We start from the raw sequence: 18325 nt of genomic DNA on the forward strand, positions 1-18325 counted from the left end.
CTCCGGCCGCGCTAGGGTCGAGTCCATGACGACGCCACACGTGATCCTGCTCGACCCGATCCCCGCGGACGCCGAGGCGACGAAAGCTTCGATTTCGGCCTCCCTCCGCTTCGTGTCGGCAGACGAGCCGATCCTCACCGCCTTCGACGCCGGCGCCGGCCGGGGCGACGGCATCTTCGAGACTCTCGGGGTGAGCGATGGTCGCGCGCGGGGTATCGACGCGCACCTCGCCCGCCTGGAGGCGTCCGCCGAGAAGCTGGACCTGCCCGCACCGAACCTCGCGCAGTGGCGCGGGGGAGTGGAGGCGCTTCTGGCTGCCTTGCCGCCCAAGGGCCAGGCATCGGTCCGCCTCGTGATCACCCGGGGAACCGACGAGGCCGGCCCGCCGACCTGCTGGCTCACGGGCACGCCTGTTTCAAGCGATTTCCCGGAGCGTACCGACGGCATCCGCGTCGTCACTCTCAGCCGCGGCTATGCGAACGACGTCGGCGAAAACGCACCCTGGCTGTTGGTCGGCGCGAAGACCCTGTCGTACGCGATCAACATGGCCGCTCTCCGCGAAGCGAAAAGCCGCGGGGCTGACGACGTCGTGTTCACTTCCACCGACGGATTCGCGCTCGAGGGGCCGACCTCGTCGCTGATTCTGCGACAGGGCAACACCATCCTCACGCCGGCGATCCAGCACGGAATCCTCGCGGGAACCACGCAATCGGACCTTTTCGAGTTCCTCCAGGACGACGGCTTCGAGTGCGTGTACCGAACGATCGAGGTCGGCGAACTTCTACGGTCGGATGCCGCCTGGCTGGTCTCCAGTGTGCGGCTGGCTGCCCCGATCACGGCCGTCGACGGCGAGGCTGTTCCGACCGACCTCGAGCTGACAGCGCGGATGAACGCGGCGCTGCTCGCCTGACGCCGCTGTTGCTCGGTCGTTATTGGCTGGACGGGGCGTTGCCCGGTCGGATTCGGCTGGAGTTCATCGTGCGGAGCAACCGTTTTCGACCGAGCGGCGGGGGACCACGCCGGCGGTCGGCGCACAAGCCCGGGTGTCAGGAGTCCATCGTCCGGACGAGCTCATCGATGAACGAGCCGAAGTCGACAGACTTCTTGACGATCCGCTGAACGTCCTCCCGTTCGGAGAAGACCTCAACGAACTGATCGAACACCCGCTGGAAGCTGGCGCGTTCGCTCGCGCTGAAAGCGATGAACGCGACCACATTCACCCGGTTCTCACCCCACGGCATGCTGGACTCGTTCACGGCGATCGCGATGGACGTGCTCCTGGCGGTCATCGCCATCGCGTGGGGGACGGCGAGGGAGTCGGTGAACGCGGTCGACGACATCCGTTCCCGCTCGATCGCCCCGTCGACATACGCCTCGTCGATGATGCCGCGTGCGACCATGAGCTCACCGAGCTGCCGGATCATGCCCGCTTCGTCCTTCGCGCCGGCGTTCCGCACGAACAGTGACGCATCGAAGTACTGCAGCACTTCATCCTTGATCAGGGCCCGCCGGTGAACCCGCCGCACCCGGCTGACCACCTGGCGCACCCGGTCGGCGTCACCCTCGGTGAAGAACGGCTGGATGACGACGATGGACTCGTCAGGCACCGGCGGCTCGATCGTCGTCAGTACGATGTCGGCGTCAAGATCCGCCCAGGAGACATCGCTGCGCGTCACGACCCGAACAACCTCGATCGCGTCGCCGAGCATCAGCGTGATCCGGTCTCGCAACAACAGGTGCATGTCGTAGTAGTTCGGGCAGACGAGAACGCCGCGCAGCAGATCGTCCGACCGCGACCGTTGCTGCAGGTGGGCGCCGACGTGCATGGCGATGTAGGCGATCTCGTCGTCGTTGATTTCCACGTCGCCGTGCGTCTGAAGCCGGCTGGCGATGTACACGGCGAGTTCGTAGATCATCGGGTATGACGTCTTGATCGACCGCGCCAGCGGGTTACGGGAGTATGAGTGCTCGTGCGCCCGGCGAAGCAGGTTCTGCACGTGCAGGGCCAGCCGGGTGATGAAGTCCTCGTCTGACAGGTCGACGAGATACTCCTCGCCCGCGTTCAGCACGATGGTCCGCACCACATCGAGGTCGGCCTGGTTGAGGTAACCGGGATCGGCGACATCCTCAGTCCTTCTCGCCGCACGAGTGGTGATCAGGTACGCGAGGTAGTCGATATCGGCCGCGCCGAGCGGGACGCCGAAATGCTTCGTGATGAGAGCGGACAGCGCGGCGGGGATGCCGTCGTCCGGCTCGGTGTTCGCTCTCTCCGGCTCAGGGACCCGCTGATTCTTTGACACCCGGTCGACAGCGATCGCGATATGCAGCAGCACATTGTCGATGCCGTAATCGTTGAGCAGGTAGCCCCGATCGCTGAGCATGTCGATCACGTCGGTCTTGAATGCGCCGAGGCTCTGGGACGAGAACTCGCGCTGGATGGCCTCGAGTTCGATCATGCCGCGGTCGGTCTCCTCCCGGAACATGCGCGACAACAGCCGGCGGCGGGCCAGCTCCGTCCCCTCGAGAGCGACGGTGCTCCCGCGCCGGGTCAGCGACAACTCCGCCTCCGACAGCAGCAAGCGGACGCGGGCGAGATCTGATTCGACTGTCGACTCCGAGACATACAGGCTCTCGGCGAGGTCGAACACGTTCAACCCGTCCGGGCTGTCGACAAGCCGGCGCACGATGCCATACAAACGGTCCCTGGGGGTCTCCGATGAACCCGGTGCGGCCTTGGACCGGAAGGCCGCATAGCCATCCGCATCGATCCGGTACCCGTTCGGGCCGGCCTCGACCACCGTGTGCGGGGAGGCCCGCGACTTGACGGCGGTGACATAACTGCGGATGCTGCGGGGCGTCACACCGAGGACGTCGGCAAGCTCCCCGGCCGTCACCCAGGTGCTTGCCCTGGAGAGGTAGGTCAGGATCCGATCCTGTCTGTCGCGTGTCATGCTCGCTGGCTCCTTCAGGCGCTCGGGGGGAAAACAACCTGGGGCGTGAGCGTCTCTTCCGAGTCAACCACTTGTTCGTCGCATCGAGGCGCAAAATCGGGCGTTTCCGCAGGGGCGGAAAGCTTCATGGTGGCGGGCGTCGACGCCCCGGCAGGAGAATCGGGGAAGCCCGTGATCTTGCGGGCCCTCAGCGAGTGCACGAAAACGAAACGGCAACGGAGGCGCGTCGATGAGAATCCTCGTGGTGTGTGGCGCGGGAGCGTCAAGCACCTTCGTTGCGCTTCGGATCCGCAAAGCCGCCACGGCGCGTTCGCTCCCGGTGACCGCCGAAGCCTGTCCGCTGGACTCGCTGGCTGAACGGCTCCCAGCGGCTGACGCCATCCTGCTCGGCCCTCACCTCGGCGATCGCCTTGCAGCCATCCGGCACACCGCGGATCTTGCCGGCGTCGGCGTTGCCGTGCTGCCCGACACCATCTTCTCGTCGCCGGCCGGCGACGATGCCCTCGACCTCGCCCTGAATGCTGCAGGGGCGGCGCCGGTACAGGGTGAACCACAACGCAGCGACGGAGGACCCACCCATGGCTGAACGCACCGTTCGAATCGGATCGTCACACGGGCTGCACGCGCGCCCGGCGAAGCTCTTTACCCAGGCGGCCAGCTCATCCGGGGCATCCGTCACCCTCGCCAAAGGTAGTGGCAAGCCGGTCAACGCGGCAAGCATTCTCGGGGTCATCTCGCTCGGCGTCGACCACGGCGACTACGTCACCCTGACCGCAGACGGTGACAACGCCGAACAGGTCCTCGACGACCTCGCCGAACTGCTGGTGACCGACCATGACGAGTAGCACGCCGGCCCTCGTATCGGGCACCGGAATCGGCCAGGGCGTCGCCATCGGCGTCGTGGCCCGGATGTCAGACCCGTTGCCGCCGCCCGCCGATTCCCCGAGCACGAGGACGCAGGCCGACGAAGCCGAACGCGCACGAACGTCGCTCAGAATCGTCGCCCGTGAACTCGAGTCCCGGGGCCAGGCCGCCGGCGGTGCCGCACGAGACGTGCTCGAGGCCCAGGCCATGATGGCCGAGGACCCGATGCTCTCCGAAGCGATCGACGAAGCGCTCGCCGCAGGCAAGACCGCTGAGCGTGCCGTGTTCGAAGCTTTCGCCTCGTTCCGCGACCAGCTCGCCGCCATGGGCGGTTACCTCGGTGAACGCGCCGCCGACCTCGACGACGTGTCACAGCGGGTCATCGCCGATCTCGGGGGAGTGCCTGCCCCAGGCGTCCCCAGCCCTGAGCATCCGTTCGTCCTCGTCGCCCGCGACCTCGCCCCCGCCGATACCGCCATGCTCGACCTCGACAAGGTGCTCGGGCTCGTCACGAGTGACGGCGGACCGACCTCCCACACCGCGATCCTCGCGAGGGAGAAGTCGATCGTCGCCGTCGTCGGCGCAACGGATGCCACCGGTCTGGCCGACGGGACGGTGGTCATCCTCGACGCTGCGTCCGGCACCGTGATCGCGAACCCGACCGACCAGCAGAAAGCCGACGCCGAACGGCGCATCGCCGAACGGCAGGCCGCAGCTGTCGCCCCGGTCACCCCCGGAGCCCTCGCCGACGGGACGGCCATCCCGCTCCTGGCCAACCTCGGTTCCTCCGCGGGCGCCCAGGCCGCTGCTGACGCCGGTGCCGAAGGCGTCGGGCTGTTCCGCACCGAATTCCTCTTCCTCGACGCCGGAGGCACCGCCCCCACCATCGAGCAGCAGCGTGAGCACTACCTCCGGCTGCTCCAGGCGTTCCCCGGCAAAAAGGTCGTGGTCCGCGTGCTCGACGCCGGTGCCGACAAGCCCCTGCAGTTCCTCAACGACGCCCACGAAGAGAACCCGGCGCTCGGTCTTCGCGGTCTTCGCGCCCTTCGCGCCAGCGAGGACATCCTCCGCGAGCAACTTACCGCCCTCGCCCAGGCGGACGCCGCAACGCAGGCGGAACTGTGGGTGATGGCTCCCATGGTCTCCACGGTTGAAGAGACCGGATACTTCGTCGGGCTTGCGCGCGAATGCGGAATCCGCACTGCCGGAGTCATGGTCGAGGTCCCGTCGGCGGCGCTGTTGGCCGACCGGGTGCTGGGCCGGGCGGACTTCGCGTCGATCGGAACGAACGACCTCACCCAGTACACGCTCGCCGCTGACCGGATGCTCGGTTCGGTCGCCGCGCTCCAGGACCCCTGGCATCCGGCGGTCCTCCGCCTGGTCGGCGAGGTCGGGGCCGCGGGAGCAGCCGTAGGCAAACCGGTCGGAATCTGCGGCGAGGCAGCAGCAGACCCGCTCCTGGCCGTTGTGCTCGTCGGGCTCGGAGCAACAAGCCTGTCCATGTCCACGCCCGCCCTCACCGATGTGCGGGCATCGCTTCTCAACTACACCATCGACGAGGCACGACAGCTCGCCGAGATCGCCCTGGCCGCCGACGGGGCGGCCGAATCACGCGCAGCGGTTGCCGCCGCTGCACTTTCCATGAAAGAGGCATAATCATGACGACGACGTCTTCCCCCGCCAAGCCGGGAGGTACCCGGGTCCGCGTCCAGCGGTTCGGCACGTTCCTCTCCGGCATGGTGATGCCCAATATCGCAGCATTCATTGCGTGGGGCCTCATCACCGCATTCTTCATCGCCACCGGCTGGCTGCCCAACGGCATCCTCGGCGGGTTCGGAAACGCGGATGTGATCGGCTGGCAGGGCGCGGCGACCGCGCTCGCGCAGGCCGACGACGGAACGACCTTCCAGCGGTACGTCGGACTGGTCGGCCCGATGATCACCTACCTGCTCCCGCTCCTCATCGCCAACACCGGTGGACGGATGATCTATGGCGAACGCGGCGGTGTCGTTGGCACCATCGCCACCATGGGTGTCATCGTCGGATCCTCGATCCCGATGTTCATCGGCGCCATGATCATGGGTCCGCTCGCCGCGTGGCTGATGAAGAAGATCGACGCCATCTGGGACGGCAAGATCAAAGCCGGCTTCGAGATGCTCGTCAACAACTTCTCCGCGGGCATCCTCGGTGCGATCCTCGCGATCGTGGGCTTCTTCGGTATCGCTCCGATCATCACCACGTTGAGTGCGCTGCTCGAAAGCGTGGTCAACTGGCTCGTCGCCCTCTCACTCCTGCCGCTCGTCAGCATCTTCGTCGAACCAGGCAAGATCCTCTTCCTCAACAACGCCATCAACCACGGCGTCTTCACCCCGCTTGGCGTGCAGCAGGTCGAGGAATCCGGCAAGAGCATCCTGTTCCTCATCGAGGCCAACCCCGGCCCTGGGCTCGGCATCCTGCTGGCGTACTCGTTCTTCGGACTGGGCATCGCCCGGGCCAGCGCCCCCGGTGCGATCATCATCCAGTTCTTCGGCGGCATCCACGAGATCTACTTCCCGTACGTGCTGATGAAGCCGCTCCTGGTCGTCGCCGCGATCGCCGGCGGAATGACCGGTGTCGCCGTGAACGCGCTGTTCCAGAGCGGACTTCGCGCCCCTGCGTCGCCCGGCAGCATCATCGCTGTCCTCATCCAGACTCCGTTCACCAGCATGGTCGGTGTGGTCCTCTCGGTGCTCGCCGCAGCAGCGGTATCGTTCACCATCGCGGCGATCATCCTCCGTGCGTCCCGCAAGCGCGACCTGGCCGCAGGCAACGCCGGGGACATCAGCGCTGCGGTCGCTGCCACCGAGTCGAACAAGGGCAAGAAGAGCTCAGTGCTCGGCGGCCTCGTCGCGGAAGGCACCTCGGACACCGGATCGGCGACGGGGACGGCTACCGCGACGCTCGTGAAGAACATCGTGTTCGCCTGCGACGCCGGAATGGGATCGAGCGCCATGGGTGCGTCTGTGCTGCGCAACAAGATCAAGAAAGCCGGCGTAACTGACGTGACGGTGACCAACCAGTCGATCGCGAACCTCACCGGAGACGCCGACCTCGTCATCACCCACCAGGACCTCACCGACCGGGCGCGTGAGAAGTCGCCGAACTCGCAGCACATCTCGGTCGACAACTTCATGAACAGCCCGAAGTACGACGACGTCGTTGAGATCGTCAAGCGCAACAACGATGGGGGAACCGCATGACCGACAACATCCTGACACCTGAGAACGTGGTGGCCCAAGGATCCGCGACGACGAGGGACGACGCGATCCGCGAAGCGGGCGGCCTGCTCGTCGCCGCGGGAGCGGTCAGCCCAACGTATGTCGACGCGATGCTCGAACGGGAGGCGTCCGTGTCGACCTACATGGGCAACTACCTCGCCATCCCGCACGGCACGAACGAAGCGAAGGATGCCATTTCCCGTTCAGCACTCTCGCTCGTGCGGTACGCGGATCCGATCGACTGGGGCGGTGAGCAGGTCAGGTTCGCGGTCGGTATCGCCGGGATCAACAACGAGCACCTCGAGATCCTCTCCAAGATCGCGATCGTGTTCTCCGACGAGGACGAAGTCCAGAAGCTTCTCGACGCGGCGGACGCGAACGAACTGTTCGCGCTGCTCGAGGAGGTCAACGCAGAATGAAAGCCGTTCACTTCGGCGCAGGCAACATCGGGCGAGGTTTCGTCGGTCTGTTGCTTCATGATGCCGGCTACGAGGTTGTCTTCGCCGACGTGAACGCGGAGCTCATCGACGCGCTCAACCGAGCGCCGAGCTATCAGGTGCACGAAGTCGGTGACGGTGGGGGAGTCCGCACCGTCACCGGCTACCGTGCGATCAACAGCGCCAGCTCTGAGAACGAGCTGATCGCCGAAATCCAGACCGCAGACGTGGTCACCACCGCGGTCGGGCCCAACATCCTGCGATTCGTGGCGCCCGTTATCGCCAGGGCCCTGGCGCTCAGGGACTCCGGGCTGCCGCCGCTCGTCGTGATGGCCTGCGAGAATGCAATCAACGCCACCGACCTGCTGAAGACCGAGGTGCAGTCGAGCGTCGGCCCCGATGAGTGGGAGGCGATCGCTCCGCGGGCGATCTTCGCCAACACCGCGGTCGACCGCATCGTGCCTGGGCAGGACCCGGCGGCGGGCATCGACGTCACGGTGGAGACGTTCTACGAATGGGTCATCGAGTCACCGCCGTTCGGGGACGCACGCCCGGAGATCCCCGGCGCCACCTTCGTCGATGCGCTCGGCCCGTACATCGAACGCAAGCTCTTCACGGTCAACACCGGCCACGCCACCGCCGCATACTACGGCTTCGCCGCGGGCATCGACAGGATCTCCGACGCTCTCGCTGCCCCCCGCGTCGCGGATGCCGTCCGCGCGGTCCTCGAAGAGACAAGCGCGCTCCTCGTGGCCAAGCACGGCATCGACCCGGACGTGCAGCGTGTCTACCGCGAGAAGATCCTTGGGCGGTTCGCCAACCCGCACCTCCCGGACACCGTCCAGCGGGTCGGGCGACAGCCCCTCCGGAAGCTGTCGAGGAACGAGCGCTTCATCGGCCCGGCCGCCGAACTGGCCGAACGGGGCATCCCGCGCACGGCACTTCTGGACGCCGTGGGCACAGCCCTGCGTTTCGATGTGGCCGACGATGAGCAGAGCGTCGAGATGCGCTCCCTGCTGGTGGAACTGGATGCGCCTGCGTTCGTCGAGCGCGTCACAGGACTCGCACCGGGGCATCCGTTGTTCAGCGAACTGGTCGCCGTCGTCTCGACGTCACGGGCCTGACGCCGATTGGCTAAATAGCGCTCCTTAACATAAGATTGTCCGTTGGTGCTTTGTGCACGCTTAAGGCGTGTTCTCCGTTCGGAGCAAGTGGCACCACAATCCATCCGCACGACCAGTGCGAACTACCTTTAGCGACAGTGAGTGTATGGCCAAAAAAGACGGTGTCATCGAGATCGAAGGCTCAGTAGTCGAAGCTCTGCCCAACGCGATGTTTCGCGTTGAGCTGACCAACGGCCACCGAGTTCTTGCCACAATTAGCGGCAAAATGCGCCAGCACTACATCCGCATCCTCCCAGAGGATCGCGTGATCGTTGAGCTCAGCCCATACGATCTGACCCGCGGCCGGATCGTTTACCGCTACAAGTAGGACGCGCTGTAAGTAACGGCCTGGCTACCCCCAATGCATTGCGGGAGCTCCAGGCACGACGACAGCGAAAAGAGAGAATCACATGAAGGTCAACCCCAGCGTCAAGAAGATCTGTGACAAGTGCAAGGTCATTCGTCGCAATGGACGCGTCATGGTCATCTGCGACAACCCGCGCCACAAGCAGCGTCAGGGTTAGTCCTTCTTTCCTGAAGGCAACCGCAGCACAACCAGCAACACAATATCGGCAGTTCCAGAACTCTTTTCGAGGGACACCTCGGGTCGGAGGCCCGGGCACAGGACCTGCTCCACACCTCCACTAACTCCTAGGAGAAGCCACCATGGCACGTCTCGCCGGCGTAGATATTCCCCGCGACAAGCGCGTGGAAATCGCACTGACGTACATCTACGGTGTTGGACGCACGAGGGCAATCAAGACCCTCGCCGACACCGGTATCAGCGGAAACATTCGCGTGAAGGACCTCAGCGACGACCAGCTGATCCTGCTTCGTGACTACATCGAAGGGAACTACAAGGTAGAGGGTGACCTCCGCCGTGAAGTTCAGGCCGACATCCGTCGCAAGGTCGAAATCGGCAGCTACGAGGGAATCCGCCACCGTCGCGGCCTGCCCGTCCGTGGTCAGCGCACGAAGACCAACGCCCGTACCCGCAAGGGACCGAAGCGCACCGTAGCCGGCAAGAAGAAGGCTCGCTAGGCCTCCGGCCTCGAGTCTCGCCAGGAAGATTTAGGAGAAATCAATGGCAGCACCCAAGTCGGCTACTCGCAAGCCGCGTAAAAAAGAGAAGAAGAACATTGCTGTGGGCCAGGCCCACATCAAGTCAACCTTCAACAACACGATCGTGTCGATCACGGACACCACTGGTGCCGTCATCAGCTGGGCTTCCTCCGGTGGAGTTGGCTTCAAGGGTTCACGCAAGTCGACCCCCTTCGCCGCTCAGCTCGCCGCAGAGTCGGCAGCCCGCCAGGCGCAGGAGCACGGCATGAAGAAGGTTGATGTCTTCGTCAAGGGTCCCGGTTCAGGCCGCGAGACCGCGATCCGCTCGCTTCAGGCCGCAGGCCTCGAGGTCGGTTCGATCAACGACGTCACCCCGCAGGCGCACAACGGTTGCCGCCCGCCGAAGCGTCGCCGCGTTTGATTTTTCACCCATTGGTCGATTGAGCAGTGCCTGTCAGGCGCTGCTCAATCGCCCGTTGACGAACACAACTTCATACCTCGCCATTGCAAGTGTCATATAGCGGACACTTAGCCGAAAGGAATTCATAGTGCTTATTGCACAGCGCCCAACGCTCACCGAAGAGAACATTTCAGAGTTCCGCAGCCGGTTCGTGATTGAGCCCCTGGAGCCTGGCTTCGGTTACACCCTCGGAAACTCACTCCGTCGCACCCTGCTTTCCTCGATTCCGGGCGCTGCTGTAACCAGCATCCGTATCGACGGTGTGCTGCACGAGTTCAGCACCATCCCCGGTGTGAAAGAGGATGCCACCGAAATCATCCTAAACATCAAGGGCCTCGTCGTCTCCAGCGAGCACGATGAGCCGATCACCGCGTACCTGCGCAAGACCGGCGCAGGCCAGGTCACCGCAGCCGACATCTCGGCTCCGGCCGGCGTCGAGGTACACAACCCGGACCTCGTCATCGCCACCCTGAACGACCAGGCGAAGTTCGAGCTCGAGCTCACCATCGAGCGTGGCCGCGGTTACGTGTCCGCCACCCAGAACCGCAACGAGTTCTCTGAGGCCGGTCAGATCCCGATCGACTCGATCTACTCGCCCGTGCTCAAGGTCACCTACCGTGTCGAGGCGACTCGTGCCGGTGAGCGTACCGACTTCGACCGTCTGGTTGTCGATGTGGAGACGAAGGCGGCCATCACCCCGCGCGACGCCATCGCGTCCGCCGGTACCACCCTCGTCGAGCTGTTCGGTCTCGCCCGCGAACTGAACAACGCCGCTGAAGGCATTGAGATCGGCCCAGCGCCGGTCGATGCTGTCCTCTCCAGCGAGCTTTCGATCCCCATCGAAGACCTCGACCTGTCTGTGCGTTCGTACAACTGCCTCAAGCGTGAGGGCATCAACACCGTGTCCGAGCTCGTCGCACTGAGCGAGACGCAGCTGATGAACATCCGCAACTTCGGACAGAAGTCGGTCGATGAGGTTCGCGACAAGCTCGTGGAAATGGGGCTTTCGCTCAAGGATTCGGTTCCCGGATTCGACGGCGCCCACTTCTACTCGGGTTACGAAGACGAGACAAGCAACTAAGGCTCGTCCTCGACGCCTTTTTCACTTTTGATACTGGAGATAACTTTTCATGCCTAAGCCCACCAAAGGCCCCCGCCTGGGAGGCGGCCCAGCGCACGAGCGCCTGATGCTCGCCAACCTGGCCGCTGCCCTGTTCACCCACAAGAGCATCAAGACCACCGAGACGAAGGCCAAGCGCCTCCGCCCGGTGGCAGAGCGCCTCATCACGTTCGCGAAGCGCGGAGACCTCCACGCCCGCCGCCGTGTCATGCGCGTCATCGGTGACACCACGGTCGTCCACGAACTCTTCACCGAGATCGCTCCGCTCGTCGCCGAGCGCGACGGTGGATACACCCGAATCACCAAGCTCGGTTTCCGCAAGGGCGACAACGCGTCCATGGTGCAGATCGAACTGGTTCTCGAGCCCGTCACCCCCAAGGTGAAGAAGTCGAAGACCACCGCAGCCGCTGCACCCGTTGCAGAAGCACCGGTCGAGGAGACCGACGTTGCGGCTGACGAAGCCGCGACCGAAGAGGCTCCAGTAGAAGCACCCGAAGCTGAGGCTGTCGAAGCCGATGCAGAGGCAGTCGAGGTTGAGAAGGCCGACGACAAGTAATTCTGCCGTTCTGTTGAAACCCCCGGTGTCCGAAAGGATGCCGGGGGTTTCGTCGTTCAGCCTCGACGAAAGCATGGGATTCGTCGCGATCACCCAGCCGGTCGCGCTCGTCAAGGAGTGCTGACGGCTTCTCGTAAACTGGGCCAGTGACCCAGCCGCAGCGATTCAGACTCGACATCGCTTACGACGGCACCCATTTTGCCGGGTGGGCCAAGCAGCCGGGGCTCCGGACGGTGCAGGGGGTTTTGGAAGAGGCGATCACGACGATCCTCGGAAAACACGGCGATCGGATCGTCGTCACGGTCGCCGGACGCACCGACACCGGCGTGCATGCGACCGGGCAGGTTGCGCACCTGGACCTTGACGAGGACCGCGCGGCCCGGGTGCGGAGGGGCCGGCCGGCGAAGGACGGACTGCACCCGACCGGCAGCGCCCTGCGCCGCAAAGTGAACGGTGTGCTCGGGCAGTACCCCGACGTCCTCATCACAAACGCTGCCCCGGCCCCCGACGGGTTCGATGCCCGCTTCTCCGCCGTCTGGCGCCGCTACGAATACCGCATCGCCGACAGCCTCTCCTTCCGCAACCCACTCGAACGGGCTCAGACCGTCTGGCACCCATCGCCGCTCGACGTCGACCTGATGAACGCCGCCGCCCAATCCCTCGTCGGGCTGCACGACTTCGCGACGTATTGCCGCCCGCGGGACGGCAGGACCACCATCCGTACGCTGCAGCGGTTCGGCTGGACGCGGGATGCACGGGGTGTCCTCGTCGCGGATGTCCGGGCGGATGCTTTCTGCCACAGCATGGTGCGCGCCCTCGTCGGCGTGTGCGTCGCCGTGGGGGAGGGCAAACTCGACGTCGCCGACGCCGAACGGCTCCGCAGCGGACTCGAGCGATCGAACGAGTTCGCCGTCATGCCTGCACGCGGTCTGACGCTCGCCGAAGTGGGCTACCCCTCCGACGCACTGCTCGGCCAGCGTGCCCTGCTGACGCGGCAGCGGCGTTCGCTCACCGACGGGCGGGACCCCTTCGCCGAGTTTGACCCGGACGACGACGCCGGGTAACATTGCTCCTTGGTGTCTGCGCTGACTGCAGCACGGCATCCGAAGTTGAGCCCTCCACCTGCGGCGTTCCAGATCTGGAACTCCCAACGGAGCGGGATTCACGAGCAACCAACTTACGACAAGAAAGCAGCACTACTGTGACGCGCACTTATACCCCCAAGGCATCTGAGATCCAGCGGGACTGGTTCATCATCGACGCCACCGACATCGTGCTCGGCCGACTGGCCAGCCACGTCGCCGTCCTCCTCCGCGGAAAGCACAAGGCAACCTTCGCCAACCACATGGACACCGGTGACTTCGTCATCATCATCAACGCCGACAAGGTTGCCCTCACCGGCCAGAAGCTCCTCCAGAAGAAGGCCTACCGCCACTCCGGTTACCCGGGCGGCATCAAGGCTGTGACTTACGCCGAACTGCTCGAGAAGAACCCGGGCCGTGCGGTGGAGAAGGCTGTTCGCGGCATGCTCCCGAAGAACTCCCTCGGCGCCGCGCAGCTGCGCAAGCTCAAGGTTTACACCGGGTCAGAGCACCCGCACGCCGCGCAGCAGCCCAAGACGTACACCCTCGACCAGGTCGCCCAGTAAGCGCCGAAGAGACATAAGGATTACTACAGTGGCGAACATTTCAGATTCCATCGCAGAGACCCCGGAGAGCTTCTCCACCGAGACGCCGACCCAGGATGCCCCCAAGGCAGCCCGCCCGGCCCTCAGCGTTCCCGGCGCAGCCGTCGGCCGTCGCAAGCAGGCCATCGCCCGCGTGCGCCTCGTCCCCGGTTCAGGCACCATCACGGTCAACGGCCGCGAGCTCGCCGACTACTTCCCGAACAAGCTGCACCAGCAGCTGATCAACGACCCGTTCACGGTTCTCGACCTCGCCGGTGGCTACGACGTCATCGCGCGTATCTCGGGCGGTGGCCCCTCCGGCCAGGCAGGAGCGCTTCGCCTCGGCATCGCGCGTGCGCTCAACCAGATCGACGAAGAGAACAACCGTCCGACCCTGAAGAAGGCCGGCTTCCTGTCCCGTGACGCTCGCGTCAAGGAGCGCAAGAAGGCTGGACTCAAGAAGGCACGTAAGGCACCCCAGTTCTCGAAGCGCTAATCGCGCCTCGGTCCTGGACTCGACCTTATGCCTCGCCTGTTTGGTACTGACGGTGTTCGCGGTCTCGCGAACGCCGACCTGACGGCAGATCTCGCTCTCGGCCTTGCCCAAGCCACCGCAGTGGTGCTTGGGCAGGGCCGTAGTGCTGAGGCACGCCGCGCCGCCGGCAAGCGCCCCGTCGCCGTGCTCGCCCGCGACCCGCGTGTGTCAGGCGATTTCCTCGCAGCAGCGGTCGCTGCGGGCCTCGCCTCCAGTGGCGTGGACGTGCTCGACGCCGGCATCATCCCGACTCCGGCCGCAGCCTTCCTCATCGCCGACATCGACGCCGACTTCGGCGTGATGATCTCCGCGAGCCACAATCCTGCCCCCGACAACGGCATCAAAATCTTCGCCCGCGGTGGCCGCAAGCTTCCCGATGAGGTCGAAGCCCGCATCGAGCACCACCTCACCGAACCGAACCTCGCTCCCACCGGGGCAGGAGTCGGCCGCATCCGCCGCTTCGCCGATGCTGAGGACCGATACGTTGTCCACCTCCTCGCGAGCCTGCCGCACCGACTTGACGGCATCCACGTCGTCCTCGACTGCGCACACGGCGCAGCCGCCGGCGTCTCTCCCGAAGTCTTCCGCGACGCCGGAGCGACCCTCACGATCATCGGCAACGACCCCGACGGCATGAACATCAACGACGGTGTGGGATCGACCCATCTCGATCTTCTGGCCCAGGCCGTTATCGAGAACGGCGCCGACATCGGCATCGCGCATGATGGCGACGCCGACCGGTGCCTTGCCGTCGACGCCGACGGCAACATCATCAACGGCGACCAGATCATGGCGATCCTCGCTGTGTCGATGAAGGAACGCGGACACCTCACCGACAACACACTCGTCGCAACGGTGATGAGCAATCTCGGCCTTCGCGTCGCGATGGACGAGCACGGAATCTCGATGGTCCAGACCAAGGTCGGTGACCGATACGTGCTCGAGGAGATGAACGAGCACGGCTTCGCCCTCGGTGGTGAACAGTCCGGACACGTCATCATGAGCGAATTCGCGACGACGGGTGACGGCATCCTCACCGGTCTTCACCTGGTCAGCGAAATGGCGCGCACCGGCAAGACCGCTGCGGAGCTCGCCTCGGTGATGGATGTTTACCCGCAGATTCTCGTCAATGTGAAAGACGTCGATCGGAACGGCATCCACACCGATGAGATCCTCGCTGCGGCAGTGCTGAGCGCGGAAAAGGAGCTCGGTGACACCGGGCGCGTCCTCCTCCGCCCCAGCGGGACCGAACAACTCGTCCGTGTGATGGTCGAAGCAGCCGACCAGCCGACGGCCGACCGTCTGGCACACGCCCTCGCCGACGTCGTGCGGGAGCGCCTCACCGTCTGAACCTGTGAGAAGAGGCCCTGCCTGTCCGCTTCCCGCGGACAGGTAGGGCCTTTCTTCGTTGTCAGACCTTGCGGAGAAGCACCTGTCGAACGGTGTGGTCCGATGCCTTCCGGAGCACAAGCTTCGCCCGCGCCCTGGTGGGGCGGATGTTCTCGAGCAGGTTCGGTTCGTTGACCTCACGCCAGTAAAACCTGGCCTTCTCCCTCGCTTCCTCTTCGGTGAGCGAGGCGTAGACGTTGAAGAATGAGTTCGGGTTGGTGAACGCTCCCCGCTGCAGGGCCATGAAACGTTCTTCGTACCAGGACGCGATGTCCGAGACACGCGCGTCGACGTAAACGCTGAAGTCGAACAGGTCACTCACCGTGAGGCGGTGGCCGTTCCCGGCGGGCTGAAGCACGTTGAGGCCCTCGACGATGAGAACATCCGGGCGGCGCACGACGACCTGCGCGTCGGGGACGATGTCGTACTTGAGGTGCGAGTAGAACGGTGCCCGGACCTCGGGGGCGCCGCTTTTGACGGCACTGACGAAGCGGAGCAGGGCGCGGCGGTCGTACGACTCCGGGAACCCCTTCCTCGCCATGATGCCCCGGCGTTCCAGTTCCGCGTTCGGGTACAGGAAACCGTCGGTGGTGATCAACTCGACGCGGGGAGTGTCTGGCCAGCGCGACATCAGCTCGCGCAGAAGCCGGGCAACGGTCGATTTGCCGACGGCGACCGACCCTGCGACGCCGATCACGAACGGGGTCCGCTCGGTTTTCTCCCCGAGAAACGCACTCGTCGACTCGTGGAGCCGTTTGGCGTTGGCCACGTACAGGCTCAACATCCGGCTGAGCGGCAGGTACACCTCGGCGACCTCGTTCAGGTCGAGGCGGTCCCCGAGTCCCCTCAGCTGGAAGATCTCCGCATCGGTGAGGGGAGACTCGGTGGTGGGGGAGAGTCTCGACCAGTCCGAACGGTCGATTTCGACGAAGGGCGTCGACTGGGCGTGGGACGCTGAGCCGTGGGAGGGGTCCGACATAGGTTCCCAGTCTATTGCCGGTATCGTTGTGCCCATGTGTGGAATCGTCGGTTACGTTGGCAACAACGACAGCATCAATGTCCTTCTCAGCGGCTTGGGCCGCCTCGAGTATCGAGGGTACGACTCAGCCGGTGTAGCTGTCATCGATGAGAACGGATCGATTCGTACCCGCAAGCGGGCCGGAAAGCTGGCCGTCCTCGCCGGTGACGTGAAGAACAGCGCCATGGAAGTGAGCCACACCGGCATCGGGCACACCCGCTGGGCTACCCACGGTGCCCCCACCGACCAGAACGCCCACCCGCACCTCGGCGACGACGGCAAACTGGCCCTCATCCACAACGGCATCATCGAAAACTTCGCGCCGCTCAAGAAGGAACTGCTCGCCGACGGGTACAGCTTCATCAGTGAAACCGACTCCGAAGTCGCCGCCGTGCTGCTCGGCCGGGAGTACACCAAGACCAAGGACCTGCGCGAGGCGTTCCAGAACGTCGTCGCCCAGCTCGAGGGTGCATTCACGCTCCTCGCCGTGCACGAGGAACAGCCGGGCCTCGTCGTCGGCGCCCGCCGCAACTCGCCCCTCGTCATCGGACTCGGCGACGGCGAGAACTTCCTCGCCTCGGATGTCGCCGCTTTCGTCGAATACACCCAGAGCGCCCTCGCCATCGGCCAGGACCAGATCGTCTCGATCACCCCGGACAAAGTCGAGGTCACCGACTTCTTCGGAGCCTCCGTCGAGGTCGAGCCGTTCGAGATCCAGTGGGACGCGTCCGCCGCAGAAAAGGGCGGCTGGTCCAGCTTCATGGCCAAGGAGATCGACGAAGAGCCGGATGCCGTCGCCAACACCCTGCGGGGCCGCATCGATGAGAGCGGCCAGGTCGTCATCCCCGAGCTGAACGGGCTCGACGATTTGTTCACCGACATCAACCGCATCGTCGTCATCGCCTGCGGTACCGCTGCGTATGCAGGCCAGGTCGGCAAGTACGCGCTCGAGAAGTGGGCGGGCATCCCGGTCGATGTCGAACTCAGCCACGAGTTCCGGTACCGCGAGCCGGTCATCACCCCGCAGACGCTCGTCGTGTCGATCAGCCAGTCCGGCGAGACCATGGACACGCTCATGGCCGTCAAGTACGCGAGCGAAGCCGGCGCGAAGACGCTCTCCATCTGCAACACGCAGGGGGCGACGATTCCGCGCGAGTCCGACGCGGTCGTCTACACCCACGCCGGGCCTGAGGTCGCAGTCGCATCCACCAAGGCCTTCGTCGCGCAGATCACTGCCCTGTACCTGTTCGCCCTGCACCTCGCTCGGGTGCGCGGCACCCAGACTCCTGAGGTCCTCGCCGAGCAGTCGGCCGAGCTCGTCGGCATCCCGCAGAAGATCCGTACCATCCTCGGTGAGCAGGATGTCGTCGTCCAGCTTGCGCGCTGGATGAGCGACTCCCGCGCCGTGCTGTTCCTCGGCCGCCACGTCGGGTTCCCGATCGCGCTCGAGGGTGCGCTCAAGCTCAAGGAACTCGCCTACATCCACGCGGAGGGCTTCGCCGCCGGTGAGCTCAAGCACGGTCCGATCGCGCTGATCGAGCCGGGGCAGCCGGTGTTCGTCGTCGTCCCGAGCCCGCGGGGCTCAGCGACGATCCACTCCAAGGTCGTGTCGAACATCCAGGAGATCCGCGCCCGCGGGGCGAAGGTCATCGCGATCGCTGAAGAAGGCGACGCCTCGGTACTGCCGTTCACCGACGTGGTCATCCGGATTCCGCTGGCCGCGCCCCTGTTCGAGCCGCTCCTGGCCGTCATCCCGATGCAGATCTTCGCAATGGAACTCGCCAGTGCAAAGGGGCTCGACGTCGACCAGCCACGCAACCTGGCCAAGTCCGTCACAGTCGAATAAG

Annotated in this window: 20 protein-coding genes; 18 read left to right on the forward strand and 2 right to left on the reverse strand. The window is 65.0% G+C overall.

The annotated features are described in order from the left end of the window. Nucleotides 1–25 precede the first annotated feature (25 nt). Entirely contained in the window at nucleotides 26–910 is an 885-nt protein-coding gene (locus BM197_RS13270; RefSeq protein ID WP_245762542.1) for an aminodeoxychorismate lyase, read from the forward strand. A 136-nt stretch (nucleotides 911–1046) separates the two neighbouring features. Here BM197_RS13270 and BM197_RS13275 read toward each other — a convergent pair whose 3' ends face one another. Further along, entirely contained in the window at nucleotides 1047–2951 is a 1905-nt protein-coding gene (locus BM197_RS13275) for a BglG family transcription antiterminator (RefSeq protein ID WP_090712317.1), read from the reverse strand. A 229-nt stretch (nucleotides 2952–3180) separates the two neighbouring features. Here BM197_RS13275 and BM197_RS13280 point away from each other — a divergent pair, with 229 nt between their 5' ends. From BM197_RS13280 to glmM, 16 genes are all read left to right on the forward strand, one after another. Beyond that, nucleotides 3181–3537 (forward strand): PTS sugar transporter subunit IIB, encoded by a 357-nt coding sequence (locus BM197_RS13280; RefSeq protein ID WP_090712319.1) that lies wholly within the window; start codon nucleotides 3181–3183, stop codon nucleotides 3535–3537. Further along, nucleotides 3530–3796, forward strand: coding sequence for an HPr family phosphocarrier protein (locus tag BM197_RS13285; protein WP_090712321.1), 267 nt, complete (start codon nucleotides 3530–3532; stop codon nucleotides 3794–3796). Before BM197_RS13280 ends, BM197_RS13285 begins: the two co-directional genes overlap by 8 nt. Before the next feature lie 64 nt (nucleotides 3797–3860). Then, a complete protein-coding gene (gene ptsP, locus BM197_RS13290) occupies nucleotides 3861–5471 on the forward strand; it encodes a phosphoenolpyruvate--protein phosphotransferase (RefSeq protein WP_245762548.1) in 1611 nt (536 codons plus the stop codon). A 2-nt stretch (nucleotides 5472–5473) separates the two neighbouring features. Next, the gene (locus tag BM197_RS13295; protein ID WP_090712325.1) at nucleotides 5474–7054 is read left to right on the forward strand and encodes a PTS mannitol transporter subunit IIBC; all 1581 of its coding nucleotides are present in this window, start codon (nucleotides 5474–5476) and stop codon (nucleotides 7052–7054) included. Further along, on the forward strand, nucleotides 7051–7491 hold the full coding sequence (locus BM197_RS13300; protein ID WP_090712328.1) for a PTS mannitol transporter subunit IIA: 441 nt from the start codon (nucleotides 7051–7053) through the stop codon (nucleotides 7489–7491). The genes BM197_RS13295 and BM197_RS13300 overlap by 4 nt, the downstream gene beginning before the upstream one ends. Further along, nucleotides 7488–8633: a mannitol-1-phosphate 5-dehydrogenase gene (locus BM197_RS13305; RefSeq protein ID WP_090712330.1), complete on the forward strand. Its 1146-nt coding sequence runs from the start codon at nucleotides 7488–7490 to the stop codon at nucleotides 8631–8633. The genes BM197_RS13300 and BM197_RS13305 overlap by 4 nt, the downstream gene beginning before the upstream one ends. Nucleotides 8634–8778: 145 nt before the next feature. Next, a complete protein-coding gene (infA, locus tag BM197_RS13310; protein ID WP_090712332.1) occupies nucleotides 8779–9000 on the forward strand; it encodes a translation initiation factor IF-1 in 222 nt (73 codons plus the stop codon). Nucleotides 9001–9082: 82 nt separating this feature from the next. Then, entirely contained in the window at nucleotides 9083–9196 is a 114-nt protein-coding gene (gene rpmJ, locus BM197_RS13315; protein WP_090712353.1) for a 50S ribosomal protein L36, read from the forward strand. A gap of 142 nt (nucleotides 9197–9338) precedes the next feature. Further along, nucleotides 9339–9713 carry a 30S ribosomal protein S13 gene (gene rpsM, locus BM197_RS13320; protein WP_090712355.1) on the forward strand — a complete coding sequence of 125 codons (375 nt, stop codon included), beginning with the start codon at nucleotides 9339–9341 and terminating at the stop codon, nucleotides 9711–9713. Between the two features lie 43 nt (nucleotides 9714–9756). Then, entirely contained in the window at nucleotides 9757–10155 is a 399-nt protein-coding gene (gene rpsK, locus BM197_RS13325) for a 30S ribosomal protein S11 (RefSeq protein WP_090712357.1), read from the forward strand. Between the two features lie 127 nt (nucleotides 10156–10282). Then, nucleotides 10283–11275: a DNA-directed RNA polymerase subunit alpha gene (locus BM197_RS13330; RefSeq protein WP_090712359.1), complete on the forward strand. Its 993-nt coding sequence runs from the start codon at nucleotides 10283–10285 to the stop codon at nucleotides 11273–11275. A 49-nt stretch (nucleotides 11276–11324) separates the two neighbouring features. Then, nucleotides 11325–11870 carry a 50S ribosomal protein L17 gene (rplQ, locus tag BM197_RS13335; RefSeq protein WP_090712361.1) on the forward strand — a complete coding sequence of 182 codons (546 nt, stop codon included), beginning with the start codon at nucleotides 11325–11327 and terminating at the stop codon, nucleotides 11868–11870. A 146-nt stretch (nucleotides 11871–12016) separates the two neighbouring features. Next, nucleotides 12017–12934, forward strand: a complete 918-nt coding sequence (gene truA, locus BM197_RS13340; RefSeq protein WP_090712363.1) for a tRNA pseudouridine(38-40) synthase TruA — start codon at nucleotides 12017–12019, stop codon at nucleotides 12932–12934. A gap of 137 nt (nucleotides 12935–13071) precedes the next feature. Continuing rightward, nucleotides 13072–13518 (forward strand): 50S ribosomal protein L13, encoded by a 447-nt coding sequence (gene rplM, locus BM197_RS13345; RefSeq protein WP_090712365.1) that lies wholly within the window; start codon nucleotides 13072–13074, stop codon nucleotides 13516–13518. A gap of 28 nt (nucleotides 13519–13546) precedes the next feature. After that, nucleotides 13547–14032 carry a 30S ribosomal protein S9 gene (rpsI, locus tag BM197_RS13350; protein ID WP_090712367.1) on the forward strand — a complete coding sequence of 162 codons (486 nt, stop codon included), beginning with the start codon at nucleotides 13547–13549 and terminating at the stop codon, nucleotides 14030–14032. A gap of 27 nt (nucleotides 14033–14059) precedes the next feature. Further along, on the forward strand, nucleotides 14060–15421 hold the full coding sequence (gene glmM, locus BM197_RS13355; protein ID WP_090712369.1) for a phosphoglucosamine mutase: 1362 nt from the start codon (nucleotides 14060–14062) through the stop codon (nucleotides 15419–15421). Between the two features lie 61 nt (nucleotides 15422–15482). Here the strand turns inward: glmM and coaA are convergent, their stop codons facing one another. Further along, nucleotides 15483–16439: a type I pantothenate kinase gene (gene coaA / locus BM197_RS13360; RefSeq protein ID WP_090712371.1), complete on the reverse strand. Its 957-nt coding sequence runs from the start codon at nucleotides 16437–16439 to the stop codon at nucleotides 15483–15485. Between the two features lie 34 nt (nucleotides 16440–16473). On the opposite strand from coaA, the gene glmS reads away from it, so the two are divergent. Continuing rightward, entirely contained in the window at nucleotides 16474–18324 is a 1851-nt protein-coding gene (gene glmS / locus BM197_RS13365; protein WP_090712373.1) for a glutamine--fructose-6-phosphate transaminase (isomerizing), read from the forward strand. Nucleotide 18325: the final 1 nt, after the last annotated feature.

Source organism: Mycetocola miduiensis, assembly GCF_900115155.1.
Lineage (GTDB): Bacteria > Actinomycetota > Actinomycetes > Actinomycetales > Microbacteriaceae > Mycetocola_A > Mycetocola_A miduiensis.

Excerpts from the sequence above, each read along its gene's own strand:
- BM197_RS13270 (WP_245762542.1), top strand. The coding sequence starts at position 26 with ATGACGACGCCACACGTGATCCTGCTCGACCCGATCCCCGCGGACGCC.
- BM197_RS13275 (WP_090712317.1), bottom strand. The coding sequence starts at position 2,951 with ATGACACGCGACAGACAGGATCGGATCCTGACCTACCTCTCCAGGGCA.
- BM197_RS13280 (WP_090712319.1), top strand. The coding sequence starts at position 3,181 with ATGAGAATCCTCGTGGTGTGTGGCGCGGGAGCGTCAAGCACCTTCGTT.
- BM197_RS13285 (WP_090712321.1), top strand. The coding sequence starts at position 3,530 with ATGGCTGAACGCACCGTTCGAATCGGATCGTCACACGGGCTGCACGCG.
- ptsP (WP_245762548.1), top strand. The coding sequence starts at position 3,861 with ATGTCAGACCCGTTGCCGCCGCCCGCCGATTCCCCGAGCACGAGGACG.
- BM197_RS13295 (WP_090712325.1), top strand. The coding sequence starts at position 5,474 with ATGACGACGACGTCTTCCCCCGCCAAGCCGGGAGGTACCCGGGTCCGC.
- BM197_RS13300 (WP_090712328.1), top strand. The coding sequence starts at position 7,051 with ATGACCGACAACATCCTGACACCTGAGAACGTGGTGGCCCAAGGATCC.
- BM197_RS13305 (WP_090712330.1), top strand. The coding sequence starts at position 7,488 with ATGAAAGCCGTTCACTTCGGCGCAGGCAACATCGGGCGAGGTTTCGTC.
- infA (WP_090712332.1), top strand. The coding sequence starts at position 8,779 with ATGGCCAAAAAAGACGGTGTCATCGAGATCGAAGGCTCAGTAGTCGAA.
- rpmJ (WP_090712353.1), top strand. The coding sequence starts at position 9,083 with ATGAAGGTCAACCCCAGCGTCAAGAAGATCTGTGACAAGTGCAAGGTC.
- rpsM (WP_090712355.1), top strand. The coding sequence starts at position 9,339 with ATGGCACGTCTCGCCGGCGTAGATATTCCCCGCGACAAGCGCGTGGAA.
- rpsK (WP_090712357.1), top strand. The coding sequence starts at position 9,757 with ATGGCAGCACCCAAGTCGGCTACTCGCAAGCCGCGTAAAAAAGAGAAG.
- rplQ (WP_090712361.1), top strand. The coding sequence starts at position 11,325 with ATGCCTAAGCCCACCAAAGGCCCCCGCCTGGGAGGCGGCCCAGCGCAC.
- glmM (WP_090712369.1), top strand. The coding sequence starts at position 14,060 with ATGCCTCGCCTGTTTGGTACTGACGGTGTTCGCGGTCTCGCGAACGCC.
- coaA (WP_090712371.1), bottom strand. The coding sequence starts at position 16,439 with ATGTCGGACCCCTCCCACGGCTCAGCGTCCCACGCCCAGTCGACGCCC.
- glmS (WP_090712373.1), top strand. The coding sequence starts at position 16,474 with ATGTGTGGAATCGTCGGTTACGTTGGCAACAACGACAGCATCAATGTC.